This window comes from Sphingomonas sp. BK580 (assembly GCF_014194975.1).
In the GTDB taxonomy this organism is placed as follows: Bacteria; Pseudomonadota; Alphaproteobacteria; order Sphingomonadales; family Sphingomonadaceae; genus Sphingomonas.
The window spans coordinates 245528-261004 of the sequence record NZ_JACIAY010000001.1; the positions used below are offsets into that span (position 1 = coordinate 245528).

General features: G+C 69.6%; 9 protein-coding genes. 4 read left to right on the forward strand and 5 right to left on the reverse strand.

From position 1 onward, the window contains the following. Positions 1 to 47: 47 nt before the first annotated feature. Together FHY05_RS01090 and FHY05_RS01095 are read right to left on the reverse strand one after the other, a co-directional pair. Positions 48 to 3206 (reverse strand): TonB-dependent receptor domain-containing protein, encoded by a 3159-nt coding sequence (locus tag FHY05_RS01090; protein ID WP_260181077.1) that lies wholly within the window; start codon positions 3204 to 3206, stop codon positions 48 to 50. Beyond that, the gene (locus FHY05_RS01095) at positions 3203 to 4222 is read right to left on the reverse strand and encodes a LacI family DNA-binding transcriptional regulator (RefSeq protein WP_183942579.1); all 1020 of its coding nucleotides are present in this window, start codon (positions 4220 to 4222) and stop codon (positions 3203 to 3205) included. Before FHY05_RS01095 ends, FHY05_RS01090 begins: the two co-directional genes overlap by 4 nt. Before the next feature lie 118 nt (positions 4223 to 4340). Between FHY05_RS01095 and FHY05_RS01100 the strand changes: the two genes are divergently transcribed. The 3 genes from FHY05_RS01100 (at position 4341) to FHY05_RS01110 (ending at position 11044) form a co-directional block, all read left to right on the forward strand. Next, a complete protein-coding gene (locus FHY05_RS01100; RefSeq protein WP_183942580.1) occupies positions 4341 to 6635 on the forward strand; it encodes a glycoside hydrolase family 3 N-terminal domain-containing protein in 2295 nt (764 codons plus the stop codon). A 146-nt stretch (positions 6636 to 6781) separates the two neighbouring features. Beyond that, positions 6782 to 10003: a TonB-dependent receptor domain-containing protein gene (locus tag FHY05_RS01105; protein ID WP_183942581.1), complete on the forward strand. Its 3222-nt coding sequence runs from the start codon at positions 6782 to 6784 to the stop codon at positions 10001 to 10003. A gap of 78 nt (positions 10004 to 10081) precedes the next feature. After that, positions 10082 to 11044 (forward strand): 2OG-Fe(II) oxygenase, encoded by a 963-nt coding sequence (locus tag FHY05_RS01110; RefSeq protein ID WP_183942582.1) that lies wholly within the window; start codon positions 10082 to 10084, stop codon positions 11042 to 11044. 39 nt (positions 11045 to 11083) lie between these two features. Here FHY05_RS01110 and FHY05_RS01115 read toward each other — a convergent pair whose 3' ends face one another. Further along, positions 11084 to 14221 carry a S8 family serine peptidase gene (locus FHY05_RS01115; protein WP_183942583.1) on the reverse strand — a complete coding sequence of 1046 codons (3138 nt, stop codon included), beginning with the start codon at positions 14219 to 14221 and terminating at the stop codon, positions 11084 to 11086. Between the two features lie 286 nt (positions 14222 to 14507). Beyond that, complete coding sequence (locus FHY05_RS01120) at positions 14508 to 14825, reverse strand: I78 family peptidase inhibitor (protein WP_183942584.1); 318 nt, start codon at positions 14823 to 14825, stop codon at positions 14508 to 14510. A gap of 147 nt (positions 14826 to 14972) precedes the next feature. On the opposite strand from FHY05_RS01120, the gene FHY05_RS01125 reads away from it, so the two are divergent. Beyond that, positions 14973 to 15116 carry a hypothetical protein gene (locus tag FHY05_RS01125; protein ID WP_183942585.1) on the forward strand — a complete coding sequence of 48 codons (144 nt, stop codon included), beginning with the start codon at positions 14973 to 14975 and terminating at the stop codon, positions 15114 to 15116. A gap of 61 nt (positions 15117 to 15177) precedes the next feature. Here the strand turns inward: FHY05_RS01125 and FHY05_RS01130 are convergent, their stop codons facing one another. Further along, the gene (locus FHY05_RS01130) at positions 15178 to 15378 is read right to left on the reverse strand and encodes a DUF6356 family protein (RefSeq protein ID WP_260181078.1); all 201 of its coding nucleotides are present in this window, start codon (positions 15376 to 15378) and stop codon (positions 15178 to 15180) included. Between the last annotated feature and the right edge of the window lie 99 nt (positions 15379 to 15477).

Below are 15477 nucleotides of genomic sequence, written 5' to 3' on the forward strand. Positions count from 1 at the left end.
TAGGGCGCGGCGGACGAGGTCACACAGCTCGTCCGCCGCGTCATGGGTCAGAAGCTGAACCCGGCCGAGAGTTTCACCGTGCGCGGTGGATTGCCGCCGATGCTGTAGGTCGAGCGTTCGCGATAGATGCTCGGTGACGCGTCGGTGCGCGTCGTGTCGGTCGGGTCGTTGTTATAGTCGACGAAGTTGCGGTCGTTCATCGCGTTGAGGATGTCGACCCGCAGGCGCACGCGGGTCTGGTCCGAGAGGAAGCCCAGCGGCACGTACTTCGTGAAGGCGAGGTCGAGCTGGCGCCGGCCCCAGCGATCGCCCAGCCCGAACACCTCGGAGCCGACGATCCGGCGCTCATACGGGGTCGCGGTGTCGAGCAGCGCGCGCTGGAACAGCGGCGACTCGATCTGGAACTTGGCCGAGAGCGTCACGCCGATCGGCGTGTCGGCGCTGCCCGCGATCACGAAGCGGTGCCGCGGCACCACGCCCGAGCGCAGCATCGGGTAATCCGAGGCGCTGGGGAAATCGAGCAGGAAGTAGGCTGCCTGGTCGTTGTTGGGCCGGTTGTCGGTCGCCGCGGTGAAGGTGTAGGTCGCGTCCAGGCTCCACGGCGACGCCGCCGAATAGGCCTTGGTCAGCTTCACATAGGCCGAGTCCGCCTTGGTCTCGAGCCCGTTGTCGCCGATGATGATCGCGCCGTAGCCGGAGGGTGCGAACGACACGTCGGGGCCTTGCGGCGCGCCGGTGCTGGGCGACGGCGCGAAGAAGGAGCCGTCGGGGCGGCGCGTGCCGAGCAGGTAGACGAAGCCGTCCTTGCTGACGATCCGCGTGTAACCCAGCTCGAGCTCGACCGGGTTGAAGCGACCGCGGATGCCGAGGCTGAACTGGTCCGAGTAGGGGATCTTCAGGTCGTTCTTGATGAAGCGGAACTCGCGCCCGCCCGGCACGCCGTTCCCGGCGAGCTGCTGCCGGCCTGCCTCGGTGAGATAGGTGTCACTCCACGGGATACAGGTCGCGCTCGGCGTGCACGGGTTGACCGTGTCGGCGCCCTGGAAGAGGAACTGGCGGCGCTGGAAGCGACCGTTCGACAGCTCCTGCTGGAGGAAGTCGAACTGGTTGCGGTCGTAGGACCGGCCGTACCCGCCGAACACGGTGAAGCGGCCCTGCTCGTCGAGCCGGTAGGTGAAGCCGACACGCGGCTGCCACGCGCCCTTGAACGCCTTCCGGTTGTTCCCGGTCGAGATATAGTCGTTGATGTTGTAATCGGCATCGTTGAGGTTCGGGTAGTTCGCCGAGGATACCGCGGCGAGATCCTCCGCCGACGTGACGTAGTTGAGGAACGCCGGCGTGCGCTCGTAATCCCAGCGGACGCCGAGGTTGAGCGTCAGCCGGTCGGTCACGTCCCAGTCGTCCTGGACGTAGGCGCCGAACTGGAAATTGTTCGAGCGGATACGCGGGTCACCCAGCGAGCCGTTGGCGCCGAACTCGAGGCTGTACGGTATCGTGTTGTTGAAGCTGCCGCCGGTCGGCAGCGTCGTATCGTACGAGTAGAGCGGGTTGATCAGGTTCTGCTCGAGCGAGTTGAGCTTCACCCACTTCGCCTTGGCACCGACCTTGATCGTGTGGCCCTCGAAGCCGGTCCAGGTGAAGTCGTCCTGTACCGTCCAGCCAGTCTGGCCCTTGTCCTGCAGGCTCAGCCCGGCACCGTCGCGGAACAGGTTGTAGGTGCTCACCCCCGTCGGCGTGCGCGAGGTGGCGCGGAACTGCTGACTGATGCCGTCCGTCGCCGGCTGCGGCGACCAGCTGACGTCCTCGTAGGAGACGCGGAAGTCGTTGACCCACTTCTCCTCGCTGTGCTGCCACCGGCCCATCGCGCGGATCTCCTCGACCTTGGTCAGGGTCGCGGTGGAATAGGCGGCGATGCCGTTGCTGATCTGATAGCCCGACTCGTTGCGATACTTGCCGGTGAGCTCGAACAGGTCCCTGTCGGTCGGAGTCAGGTCGATCTTGCCGAAGTACAGGTCCTGCTTGAAGGTCGAGTTGAACGAGCCGAACAGGTCCTGATACTGCGCCGGCAGGCTGCTCACGGCCACGCCGTTGCCGGGCAGGATGTCGACCGGGATCTCGCGGCGCTTGCCCTCGTAGCTGACGAAGAAGTGCGCCACGTCCTTGACGATCGGGCCACCCAGCGCGACGCCATATTGCTTGTCGGTCGACGCCACCTTGTCGATCTTCTGCGGGAAGATCTCGGTCGGGCGGCGATCGCGCAGGTTCTGGTTCGTGTAGTCGAAGAAGCCGTCGCCGTGGAACTCGTTGGTGCCCGATTTGGTGCCGGCGACGATCGCGACCGAGCCGACCTGGTCGAACTCGGCCTTGTAGTTCGACGACAGCACCTGATACTCGCCGATGGCGAGCTGCGGGAACGGGTTGCCCGGCGAGCTGTCCTGCCCGGTGAGGCCGCCGCGCAGCACGTAGTCCTTCTGGCTGACGCCGTCGATGAAGACGTTGACCGAGTTGCTGCCCTGCGCGCCGCCCTGGATGCGCGAGCTGCCGTCGGCGCTCTCGATGAAGCGCACGCCCGGCGCCAGATCGGCGAAGGCGAGGAAGTTCCGGCTGTTCTGCGGCAGCTGCTCGATCAGCCGCTGGGTCACGTTGATGCCCACCTGCCCGCCCGAGAGCGAGCGCAGCCGGCTGCCGGTGACGATGATGTCGCCCGGCTCGGCCTGCGGCGTCGCCCCGCCCTGTTCCTCGGTAGCGGCGTCTCCGGTCGCGCCCTGCTGCGGCGCGTTGCCGTTGCCGTCCGCTCCCGTGGCCGGCGCCGGTGCGGTCGCGGCGGGGGCGGAGAGATCGAGGTCGAGCCCGGCGTTCTGGCCGACTCGAAGCGTGAACTGGTCCGAGTTGCGCACGCCCGCCTTGGTGCGGATCTCGAGCCGATAGGCGCCGGCACGCAGCGAGGCGAAATTGTAGCTGCCGTCCGGACCGACGACGGTGGAGCGGCGGTAATTGGTCGCGACCTCGACGATCGTCACCTCGGTGACGGGGTTGTCGGGGGTGGAGCGGATGACGCCGCGCAGCGATGCCTGCCCCACCTGCGCCGCCGCGGGGGCGCTCCAGCTCGCGGCGAGCGTGGCGCCGAGCGCGCCGACGGCGCCGAGCGCGGTCGCGCGCGCGCACGCCGCTCGGATCGTCCTGCGCCGGTTCGAGCCCATGATCATGACTGTTTCTCCCTGTCCGTTTCTGTTGTCGTGTCGCGCACCACCAGACGCGGGACGATCGCCGCCGCGTCGGCCGGGCCGACCTCCACCAACCCCTCAGCCGGCGCGGCGATCCGCCGGGCCAGCAGCTGCACCGCGCGGGCGCCCAGCGCCGCGATATCGACCCGCATCGTCGTGAGCGCCGGCGTCACCAGCCGCGCGAGCGGGATGTCGTCGAAGCCGGCGACGCGTACCTGTCGCGGCACCGCGACCCCGTGCCGCTTCAGCGCGACCAGCGCGCCGATCGCCATGGCATCGTTGGCGGCGAACAGCGCGTCGGCCCGGACCGCGCCGTGCGCCACCTGTGCCGCGGCGGCAGCGCCGCTCGCCTCGTTGAAGTCGCCCTCGATCACCGTCAGCGCGACACCGGCGCGCTCGGCCGCGGCGACCGCGCCGGCACGGCGCTCCTCGGCGTCGACGTTGCCCGGCGGCCCGGCGACATGCGCGATCGCGCGCGCGCCCGCGGCGACGAGATGGTCGACCATCGCCGCCGCGCCGGCGGCATTGTCGACGCGCAGCGCCGTGCCGGCGAGCCCGGGCACGCAGTTGAGGAATACCGCGGGCAGTCCGGCGGGCAGCTGCGCGCGCAGCTCCGCCGCGCCGAGCTGCGGTGCCATCACCACCAGCCCGTCGACCTGACCGCGCAACCGGGCCAGCGTGTGGAGCCCCCGCCCGTCCTGCAGCACGGTCAGCAACAGTGCGAGCTGCTGCGCCGCCGCCTCGCGATCCATGCCGCGCAGCAGCTCGGAGAAGAACTCGCCGTGGAGATCGGGCAGCACCACCCCGATCGCGGAGGTTCGCGCCAGGCTGAGGCTGCGCGCGCCGGCGTGCGGCACATAGCCGAGCCGCGCCGCCACTGCCTGCACGCGCGCGCGCAGCTCGGGCCGGACCCGCTCGTGCCCGTTGAGCGCGCGCGACACCGAGGCGACCGATACCTGCGCCTCGCGGGCGACGTCACGGATCGTAGCGTTCGGCATGCGCCGCGTGGACATCCTCTCCCGGGACGGCGCGCACGTCGCGCATTGCCGCCGCTGATGTAACCGTTTACACGTAACATCCGAGACGATCAATCCTGTGCGGACGAGGGGAGAGGACATGACTCAGGACTCATCACGGCCCTCGCGCCGCGCCTGGCTGATGGGGGCGGGCGCGACGCTCGCCTGGGCCACCAGCCCGGCCCGCGCGCTGCTGGCCGAGCGCGCCGCCGCGCCGCTGCCCGCCGCGGTCGAGTCGCTCGTTGCCCGCATGACGGTGGAGGAGAAAGCGGGCCAGCTCACGCTGATGGCCGCGGCCTGGGCGGGCGGCGCGGCGACCGCGCTCAACCCCGCGGGCGCGGGCGCCAGCTTCGAGGGGCAGTTGCGCGACGTCCGGCGTGGCCGACTCACCGGCGTGTTCAACGGCAATGGCGCCGTCATGGCGCAGCGGATGCAGCGCGCGGCGATGACGCAGTCGCGGCTCAAGGTACCGCTGCTGTTCGCGGCCGACATCATCCACGGCTTCCGCACCGTCTTCCCGGTGCCGCTGGCCGAGGCGGCGAGCTTCGACCCCGAGCTCGCGCGCCGCACCGCGCGCGCCGCCGGCGCGGAGGCGGCGGCGTCGGGGATCGACTGGACCTTCGCGCCGATGGTCGACATCGCGCGCGACGCGCGCTGGGGCCGCGGCGTCGAGGGCGCGGGCGAGGACGTGCTGCTCGGTCGGCTGATGGCGGCGGCGCGGGTGCGCGGCTTCCAGGGCGAGAACGGGTTGGCCGACCCGCGCGCGGTCGCCGCCTGCGCCAAGCATTTCGTCGCCTATGGCGCCGGCGAGGGCGGGCTCGACTATAACAGCGTCGACGTCTCGGAGCGGACGCTGCGCGAGATCTATTTCCCGCCGTTCCAAGCGGCGCTGGCGGCGGGTGCACCCACGCTGATGGCCTCGTTCAACGAGATATCGGGCGTTCCCGCCACCGCCAACGACTGGCTGCTCACCGAGGTGCTGCGACGCGAGTGGGGCTTCGGCGGCTTGGTCGTCTCCGACTATACCGGCGACGAGGAGCTGATCGCGCACGGCCTCGCCGCCGACGCGCGCGAGGCGACCAGGCTGGCGTTCCTCGCCGGCGTCGACATGTCGATGCAGAGCGGCTTCTACCTCCAGCACCTCCCCGGCCTCGTCGCTAACGGCGAGGTGCCCGCGGCGCGGCTCGACGAGGCGGTGCGGCGCGTGCTCGCGCTCAAGGTGGCGCTGGGACTGTTCGACGATCCGTTCTGCCGCATCGACCCGGCGCGCGAGCGTGCCGAGGTGCGCACGCCGGCGACGCTGGCGCTGGCGCGCGAGGCCGGGGCGCGCTCGATCGTGCTGCTCAAGAACGACGGCCAGCTGCTGCCGCTGCCGCACGCGGGCCAGCGGATCGCGCTGATCGGCCCCTTCGTCTCGGGCCAGCACGACCTGGTCGGCCCGTGGAACGTCTATGGCACCGACGCCGGCGCAGTGGACCTCGCCACCGCGATCCGCGGCGCGGTCGCGGACGCGTCGCAGGTGAGCGTCACGCCGGGGTCGGCGATCCACGCGCCGCTCCCCGGCGGGATCGCCGCGGCGGTCGCGGCGGCGCGCGCCGCCGACGTCGTCGTGCTCGCGATCGGTGAGGCGCAGGACATGTCGGGGGAGGCGCAGTCGCGCTCGGCGGTGGTGGTGCCCGAGCCGCAGCTCGCGCTGGCGCGCGCGGTCGCCGCGACCGGGACGCCGGTGGCGGTGCTGCTGCGCACGGGGCGCGCGCTCGCGCTCGACGCGACGGTGCTCGGCGCCCGCGCGATCGCGGTGACCTGGTTCCTCGGCTCGCAGGACGGTCCGGCGATCGCGGACATGCTGTTCGGCGCGGTGCCACCCTCGGCGCGGCTGCCTGTCTCCTTCCCGCGCGCGACCGGCCAGTCACCTTATTATTACGCGCACAAGTCCACCGGGCGCCCCAACCCGCCCGGCCCGCTCCAGCCGTTCAAGGCGCATTACCGCGACTTCGAGCAGAGCGCGCTCTTCGCTTTCGGCCACGGCCTGACCTACGGCGACGTCGCTTACTCGGACCTGTCGCTGAGTGGCGACCGCCTCGCCCCCGGCGGTACGCTGACGGTGCGCGCGACGGTGACGAACCGCGGGCGCCATGCCGCCGAGGAAGTGGTCCAGCTCTACGTCCACGATGTCGCCGCCAGCGTCACCCGCCCGGTCCGCGAGCTCAAGGCGTTTCAACGGGTGGCGCTGGCGCCAGGCGAGCGGAAGACGGTCGCTTTCGCGCTGCGCCGTGACGACCTGCTGTTCGTCGGGCGCGAACTCCGGCGCACGGTCGAGCCCGGCGCCTTCCGCCTGTGGGTGGCGCCATCGGCCGAGGCAGCGGGGGTGAGCGGTTCGTTCAGCCTGGGCTAAGCCGCTACCCTGCCGTGTCGCAGAGTTGTAAGAATGTCACATCGTTTTGCAAATTTATTACCGCCGCGTTGCAGCGGTGCTACCGGGCTTGTTTCTTTCGGCCTCACCGTTTTGAGTGACCCCAATCGATAAAAAGGGGTTACCTCATGAAATTGTCGCGTTTTCTATGCGCCACCGCGATCGCGAGCGCTGCCCTAGCGTCGCCGGTCGCGGCCTTCGCTCAGGCCGGGTCGCCGACCCAGGAGCAGGACGCCACCGCGCCGGGCACGACCGAGGTCGGTGCCGAGGACGTCGTCGTCACCGGCTCGCGCATCCGTCGCCCGAACGATGAATCACCGATCCCGATCACCACCATCACCGCGCAGGACATCTTCGAGACCGGCCGCATCTCGATCGGCGACACGCTCAACCAGCTGCCGCAGCTGCGTCCGTCGCTCGGCTCGCAGAACTCGACCTCGGGGCTTGGCACCCGCGGCGTGACCTTCCTCGACCTGCGTGACCTCGGGCGCTCGCGCACGCTGGTGCTGGTCAACGGCCGCCGCCACGTCTCGGCCGACATCATCAACAACGGCAACGCCGTCGACGTCAACACCATCCCGACCGACCTGGTCGAGCGGGTCGACATCGTCACCGGCGGCGTGTCGTCGGTGTACGGATCCGACGCGATCGCGGGCGTGGTCAACTTCGTGCTCAAGGACAGCTACGAGGGGCTGCAGCTGCACGGGCAGAACGGCATCAGCACCTACGGGGACGCCGGCAACCAGTATGTCTCGGTCCTCGCCGGCAAGAACTTCGCCGACGGGCGCGGCAACATCGCGATCAACGCCGAGTTCGCGCATCAGCAGGACTATTACGCGTCCGGCCGACCTAACCTGCGCCAGAACAACAGCTTCATCGTCACCGACACCGATGCCGCCAGCGCGCCATCGGACGGCGTGTTCGATCGCACCTTCTACAACGACCTGCGCGGCGCGACGATCTCGCTCGGCGGTCAGGTCGGCATCCGCTATCGCGCCGGCACCGCGCCGTGCGGCGCCGACTCGGTCGGCAACTCGTTCACTTGCGGGTACCTGTTCCAGCCCGGCGGCACGCTGACGCCGCAGACGGGCACGCGCGTCGGCCTCGCGCCGAACGGCAATTTCATCGGCGGCAACGGCACGACCAGCCGCGAGGCGAACCTGACCGTCCTCTCGCCCGACCTGAAGCGCTACGTCGTCAACGTCCTCGGTCACTTCGAGGTGTCGCCGGCGTTCGTGCCGTTCATCGAGGCCAAGTACGTCCGCACCGAGGCGTTCGGCTCGCAGAGCGGCCCCTTCTTCTCGCAGGGACAGACGTTGCAGGACGGGATCGACGCTGGCTTCTCCGATCGTTCCTACTCCAACGCCGGCTCCGTGACGAACCGCGAGGGCATCCGGCTCGACAACCCGTATCTGGATAGCGCCGCGCGCGGCACGATCTCGCAGCAGCTGATCGCCGCGATCAACTCGGGCGTGAACCCGAACACCGGCGCCGCCTTCACCGGCGCCAACGCGGCGGCGAACCAGGCGGCGGCGCTGGCGCAGGTGGCGGCGGGCACCTACCGCTTCTCGCTGCGGCGCAACTGGATCGATCTGGGCACGCGCGACGAACGTCTGGTGCGCGACACCTATCGCGCCGTGGTCGGCGTGCGCGGCGACTTCAACGACGACTGGCACTATGAAGTGTCGGCCAACTACGGCCAGCACAAAGAGAATAGCGTCATCACCGGCAACGTGAACACGCAGCGCTACCTGCTGGCGGTGGACACGACGCGCAACGCCGCCGGCCAGATCGTGTGCCGCTCGCAGGTCGACCCGGCCTATGCCGGAGAGGACATCGGCGGCGATCCCTCGCGCCTCGCCGCCGACATCGCCGCCTGCGTGCCGCTCAACCCGTTCGGCCAGGGCTCGGTCAGCGACGCGGCGCGCGCGTACCTGATCAGCCCGACGACCGCCGAGGGCAAGGCGACCCAGTTCGTCGCCAGCGGCTATGTCGCCGGTGACCTCAGCCAGCTGTTCGAGCTGCCCGGCGGCCCCGTCGGCTTCTCGGTCGGTGCCGAGTACCGCCGCGAGACGCTGAGCTACGACCTCGATCCGCTGACCCAGGCGGGCTATAACTTCTACAACGCGATCCCGAGCTTCCGCTCGCCCGCGTTCGAGGTGAAGGAAGCGTACGGCGAGCTGTCGATCCCGCTGATCAAGGACGTGTTCCTGATCAAGGAACTGACGCTCTCGGGCGCGGGCCGCGTCGCCGATTACAAGGGTTCGGTCGGCACCGTGTTCGCCTGGAACGGGCAGGCCGTGTGGCGCCCGGTCGCCGACCTGCAGCTGCGCGGCGGCTATGCCAAGTCGGTCCGCTCGCCCTATCTCGGCGAGACCTACGCGCCCGCCGGCCAGAATTTCACGCCGGCTCCGGCGGACCCCTGCTCGGCGCGCAACATCGGCACCGGCTCGGCCAACCGCGCCGCCAACTGCGCCGCGGCGGGCATCCCGACCAGCTACGACTACGTCTACTCCTCGTCGCTCGAGATCAACAGCGGCGGCAACCGCAGCCTCTCGGAGGAGACGTCCAAGTCGATCACGCTGGGCGGCGTCTTCCAGCCTCGCTTCGTGCCCGGCCTGTCGGTGTCGGTCGACTATTACGACATCAAGGTCGAGAACGTGATTACGTCGCCGGACGTCCAGCAGGCCCTCAACGCCTGCTACGACGCGCCGTCGCTCGATAACCAGTTCTGCGCGCTGTTCCAGCGCGCCGGGGCGGAGGGTGGCCCGAACGGCGAGGAGCCGTATCGGATCATCGAGGGCTCGTACCAGGACTCGCCGCGCAACTACGCTCAGCTGCGCGCGCGCGGCATCGACACCCAGGTCGCGTACAACCACGATTTCGGCATCGTGCGCGCCTCGGTCGAAGGCGTGTGGACTCACATCCTGCAGCGCGACGACTTCACCGATCCGTCCAACCCTCAGTTCAAGAACGTCATCACCGACGAGCTCGGCACGCCGTCGGATCGCTTCAACATCAGCACCAACCTGAAGTTCGGCGCGTTCAGCATCGGCCACACGCTCCGCTGGCTCGACGGCATGTACCTGAACACCTGGGAGGACTATAACGGCGTCAACGGCGAGCCGCCGCAGAACGCCGACTATGCGCCGATCAAGAAGTACCCGACCGTCACGTACAACGACATCCGCTTCTCGCTGGACGTGAACGACCAGTTCAACTTCTACGGCGGCGCCACCAACATCGGCGACGTCAAGCCGCCCTACGGCCTCACCGGCATCGGGCTGGGCTCGGGCATCTACGATAACCGCGGCCGCTTTATCTACATGGGCCTCACCGCGAAGTTCTGATCCGCCGATCAGCGTGATACGGATGGAGGGGTCGGGCATCTGCCCGGCCCCTTTTTCAATGTGGCGCGGGAGCGGCGGATGGCGGTGGACGAAGCAGAGCGGCTCGCCGCGGCGGGGCAGGCGGTCGCCGCCGCCAAGCGGCTCGCCGTCGCGGCACGCGCCGGGGACGCCGATGCGGCGATGCTGCTCGCGGTCTGGCTGCTGCGCGGCACGCCGCTGCGGCGCGACCTTGCCGCGGCGCGGATCTGGTTGCGGCGGGCAGTGGAGATCGGTCACGTCGACGCCGCGCTGACCGAGGTCGCGCTCACCGCCAACGGCACCGGTGCGCCCGGGGACTGGCCGCGCGCGCTCACGCTGCTGCGGGCTGCCGCGGCCAGCGATCCCGTGGCGGCGGCGCAGCTCGCGCTGGTGGAGGCGATGGCGCTCGACGCCGCGGGGCTGCCGACCCACCTGCCCGATCCCGTCCCGTTGAGCACGACGCCCCGCGTCGTCCGCTTCCCCGCGCTGCTCACGGCCGCCGAGTGCGCCCATCTCGCCGGCGTGGGCGCGGCGCTGCTCGAGCCGGCGCGCGTGATCGATCCGCGCACCGGCGCCTGGGTGGCGCATCCGATCCGTACCTCGGACGGGGGCGCGATCGGGCCGACGCGCGAGGATCTGGTCGTGCGCGCCATCAACGCGCGTGTGGCGGCGATCAGCGGCACCCGCGTCGAGCAGGGCGAGCCGCTGACCGTGCTACGCTATCGTCCTGGCCAAGAGTATCGCCCGCACCTCGACACGATCCAGGGCGCCGCCAATCAGCGGATCGTGACCGTGCTGCTCTACCTCAACCAGGGGTTCGGCGGGGGCGAGACGCACTTTCCCGAGCCGGGCGTCACGGTCACGCCGCGCGGCGGCGACGCGCTGCTGTTCGCCAATACGGGCGCCGACGGTCGTCCCGACCCTTCGTCGCGCCATGCCGGCCTGCCCGTCACCCACGGTGCGAAGTGGCTGGCGACGCGGTGGATCCGCGCGACACCGGTGGATCCCTGGACGATCGCCTGAGCGGGTCGGCCGGATCGCACCCGGCCGGCCCGGCGACCCTCAGCCGACGTAGCCGAAGGCGTCGCCGGTGAAGCTCAGCTGTCCCGGCTGGATGCCCTTGAGCAGGATCGTGTTGCCGTCGCCCAGGTCGATCAGCGTGTCGCTGCCCACGTCGGTGACGATCGGCGCGCCGTCGAGCGTGTAGGCCGCGATGTCGATCGTGTCGCCGCGCCCGAAGTCGCGGATCGTGTCCTTGCCGAAGCCGTCGGCGAACACGAAGCGGTCGCTGCCACTGCCACCGGTGAGCAGGTCGTCGCCGCCGCCGCCGATCAGCGTGTCGTTGCCGGCCTCCCCGCTCAGCGCATTGGCACCGGCGCTGCCGCGGATGACATTGTTCAGCGCGTTGCCGGTGCCGCTGTAGGCACTGCCGCTGAGCGTGAGGTTCTCGACGTTCGCGGCGAGGCGATAGTCGATCGAGGCGAGCACGAGATCGATACCCTCCCCGCTGAGCTCGATCACCTGATCGCCGCGGCTGTCGACGACATAGGTGTCGTTGCCCGCCTCACCGCGGAGCGTGTCGTCGTCCTTGCCGCCGTCGAGCCGATCGTCGCCGGCGCCGCCGAAGAGCGTGTCCCTGCCGCTGCCGCCGTAGAGCTTGTCATTGCCCTCCCAGCCGCGCAGCAGGTCGTTGCCGTCCACGCCCCACAGCGAATCGGCGCCGCCGGTACCGTAGAGGTCGTTGTCGAGCCCGTTGCCCGTGCCCGAACGCGCCGCGCCCGTGAGATACAGCTTCTCGACGTGGGAGCCGAGCGTATAGTCAATGGCGGCGTAGACGGTGTCGGTGCCCTGGTTGGGATCCTCGATCACCACGTCGCCCCGGTTGTCGACGACATAGGTGTCGTTGCCCTGCTCGCCGCGCAGCACGTCGGCGCCGCTGCCGCCGTCGAGCCGGTCGTCCCCCAGCCCGCCGAACAGGACGTCGCTGCCGGCGTCGCCGAACAGGCTGTCGTTGCCACGCATGCCATGCAATTCGTTGGCCAGCGCGTTGCCGAGGAGCGTGTCGTTGCCGTCGCCGCTGACCGCATTCTCGATCTGCGTGCCGGTGCCGATGGTGAAGGCCCTGGTGCCGCCGAAGCTGGTCACGCCGCCCTGCTTGAGCGAGATCGTCACGTCGCTGGCGATCGCGGCGGCGTTGATCCAGTCGGTGCCGCCGTCGCTGTCGACCAGCGTGCGCCGCCCGCCCTCGCCCGCGATCGCGGCCATGGTGAAGAACTCGTTGGTGTAGGTGTAGACGTCGCCCGTCCCCGGCGCGGCACCGTACATGTCGAGCTTGAGGGTGTTCACGGTGGTGCGGTTGGCGTCATAGGTGCCGAACACGCCGGCGGTCTGTTCGAACTGGAAGGTCCAGGTTCCGAGCGTGTCGACTCCGCGGAAGCCGCTGAGCCCGAAGGTGAAGGTCTGCGACGAGCCGGTGACGGTGGTGGCGTTTGTATCGCTCAGGTCGATGTAGCCCTCCGTCCCGTCGGGCGCGATCAGCTTGATCTTCAGCCCGACCGCGCTGGTGTTGAGCAGCGAGGTGCCGTCGCCGAGCAGGGTGGCGAAGTTGAGCGTGAGGTCGAGGTGCTCGATGTCGACGTTCTGGGTGACGCGGAACTGGAAGCTGGTCGGCGTACCGACGAAGTCGTGGAACTGCGTCAGCGCAGTGTCCGCCTTGGTGGCGACCGAGGTCTTGACGACGCGGATCGTACCAGTGGTGGCGCTGACCTCATTGTCGCTGGTCTTGGCCGCGCCGAACAGCGACCACACCTCGGCGAGCCGTACCGCATTATAGGCGTCGACCGCGCCATAGCCGTAGTCGTTGCTGAAGTGCATCGCGCCGCCGTTCCATCCGGCGTCGTCGCCGTTGAGCTGGAACTGGCGATTGTTCAGCACGTAGGTGAGGCCGCTGATCGTCGAGGTCGCCGCGGTCTGCCCGGTGTCGAAGGCGACCGGCAGCTTGGCCGAGGCGGCGAGGATGTCCTTGACGTCGCGCCAGCCGAGCTCGCTGTTGGCGTCGAGGATCAGGCTGACGACGCCGCTCACCACCGGGGTCGCGCCCGACGTGCCGCCGAAGGAGTCGGTGTAATCCTCGGCGCCGCCGGGCTTCGCTATCGTATTGTAGCCGTCGCGGCCGAGCAGGTCGGTGGTCACCTGGCCGGTACCGCCGAGCTCGGCATAATCGTTCGACGGCGCCGACACGAGCAGGTGCGCGCCGCTGTCGACATATTGCGACGAGCTGCCGTCGACCTCGCGATACGAACCGACGGTGACGATGTGGCGGTCGCTCTTCCAGCTGTCGGCCTGACCGTCGATCACGTCGTTGCCGGCGGCGGCGACGTGGACCGTGCCGAGCCCGCCACGTCCCTCGGCCGAGCCGTAGCTGAGCGCCGTCACCATCCCGTTGGCGAACGAGCCCGCCGTGGTCCGGGCCGCGGAGGTGGAGACATAATCGAGCCCGCCCCAGCTGTGATTGGTGACGTCGTAGCGCGCCGACTGCTTCACCGCCTCGAAGAACTTGGTGAGATCGGCGCCGTTGACGAAGATCCCCTCCTTCGAATCGTCCTCCGAATAGGGGTCGAAGATGTTCACACCGGTGACGTGCGCGCCGTAAGCGACGCCCACCCCGCCCGCGCCGTTGCGCTCGGCCGCGATCAGCCCGGCGACGGAGGTGCCGTGCGGGCCCGAGGCGGGGCGATAGTCGCCGTCATAGACCTTGCCGTCGACCACCACCTGCTTGGAGGCGTCGTAATTGCCGTCGAGGTCCCAGTGCGCATATTGCACGCCGGAGTCGTAGACGCCGACGGTCACGCCCTTGCCGGTATAGTCCTTCCACACCGTCTGGAGGTCGCCGAGGCGCTGGAGATGCCACTGGTCCTTGGCGAGCGGATCGGCGACGTCGATCGCGTACAGCTTGAACGCGGTGGTCACCGCCCTGCCGGTCGAGAGATCGAAGGCCGGGATCGGCGCGGCGGCCGCCGTCGGCGCGGCGACACTGGGCTGAGCGCTCAGCGCGGCGCCGTCGAGCGGACCCGTCGTGGCGCGCTGCCCGACGGAACCGGCGCGCACCGGTGCGAGCGCGGCCATGTCGCCAGGGCCGTAGGTGCCCTGGTCGATCCGCTGCCCGGCCATCCGCGGCGCTGTGTTGAGCTTCGATGCCATGCCTGTCTCACTCCCGGTGAAGGTCGGCCGGCCGGGGATGCACGAGCACGCGGCGGTGGTGCCGCCGTTGTCGTCGTCGCCGCTTCCCTGATCGGTCGGACGCACGTTTCTGCTCGAGCGTCGATGAGGTTAACTGTGGTTGTGGAGGCTGACAAGGCGAAGAATTTCAGCACTGCAATAAAGCGAGATCGGCCGAAACGTTCGTTACAGTTCTTCCGCAAAGCTACTCCGCACCGTTTCGTACCGTCCCGGCTCCACAGCCTTCCGGAACGCGTGCGTCGCTCACTCAGCCGCAGGTGATCGCGACGACGCGCCCGGCCGAGTCGAGGATGACGTTGAGCCGATCCTCGCGCAGGTCCGTCGTTCGCGGCTGACCGACGCGCAGCAGTCGCACCTCGCGATGGCCGTCGCCCAGCAGTGGTGCGCGCATCGCCTCGGACCATCGCTTGCCGACGAGATCCGCGGCGCCGCAGCTGGTCGCCGCTCCCGCGCCCGCGAGCCGGCGCTGCTGCGCGCCGGGCGGCGGCAGGCGCGAGCGGCCTGGTGCCTGCTGGTCGGGCGCGTCGGTCATCAGCGTCGCTCCGAGGACGAGGAGAATGAACATGGCGGCCCCTCCGGCTGGGACGATGGACCACTATAAGCGATCGCGCGTCGAGCAGGGAAGCGGTCACCCGTCGGCCGACCTGGCCCCGGCCTTTTCCAAGCGTTTTCGCGGGATGACAGCCGCGACCGACTATGTCACAGGCCCGCCATGATCGACGTCACTCGCGAACTCGTCGCTTATGCGATCATCGGAGCGGTCCTTCTGGTCGCCGTGCCGACGGCGATCGTCCTGCTGCGCCGACGCCATCGCCAGAAGCTGCGGCGGCGCGGCATCAAGCGCTTCGGCCATTGAGCGCCTGATCCGCTGGGAAGCGGATACTGGTCAGGGCCCGCCGCGCCGCGCGCACCGTATGTCAACCAGCCCGGCGACGGGCGGCCATCTCCTCGCACAAGCGCTCCACGGTGCTGCTGCCGGTTGACCGAAACAGCCCCGGGACCAGCGCGTGGATCAGGCACGCCGCTCCCGCGCCGATCAGGGAGAGCCCGAAGCGGGAGGCGACGCGCGCGTGCGCGACGTAGCTCTCACCGGCCGCGCGAGGATGATCGACGAACATTCGGCTGAGCATGGCGTGCCTCCTCCACTAGAGGAGGATCATAGCCGCGTTCGCGCGTGAAATGCGTCTCTTCGGCCCACTTTATGCGGCCGAATTCGA

Coding starts and splice junctions, on each gene's coding strand:
- FHY05_RS01090 (WP_260181077.1), bottom strand. CDS start 3,206: ATGATCATGGGCTCGAACCGGCGCAGGACGATCCGAGCGGCGTGCGCG.
- FHY05_RS01095 (WP_183942579.1), bottom strand. CDS start 4,222: ATGCCGAACGCTACGATCCGTGACGTCGCCCGCGAGGCGCAGGTATCG.
- FHY05_RS01100 (WP_183942580.1), top strand. CDS start 4,341: ATGACTCAGGACTCATCACGGCCCTCGCGCCGCGCCTGGCTGATGGGG.
- FHY05_RS01105 (WP_183942581.1), top strand. CDS start 6,782: ATGAAATTGTCGCGTTTTCTATGCGCCACCGCGATCGCGAGCGCTGCC.
- FHY05_RS01110 (WP_183942582.1), top strand. CDS start 10,082: ATGGCGGTGGACGAAGCAGAGCGGCTCGCCGCGGCGGGGCAGGCGGTC.
- FHY05_RS01115 (WP_183942583.1), bottom strand. CDS start 14,221: ATGGCATCGAAGCTCAACACAGCGCCGCGGATGGCCGGGCAGCGGATC.
- FHY05_RS01120 (WP_183942584.1), bottom strand. CDS start 14,825: ATGTTCATTCTCCTCGTCCTCGGAGCGACGCTGATGACCGACGCGCCC.
- FHY05_RS01125 (WP_183942585.1), top strand. CDS start 14,973: ATGATCGACGTCACTCGCGAACTCGTCGCTTATGCGATCATCGGAGCG.
- FHY05_RS01130 (WP_260181078.1), bottom strand. CDS start 15,378: ATGTTCGTCGATCATCCTCGCGCGGCCGGTGAGAGCTACGTCGCGCAC.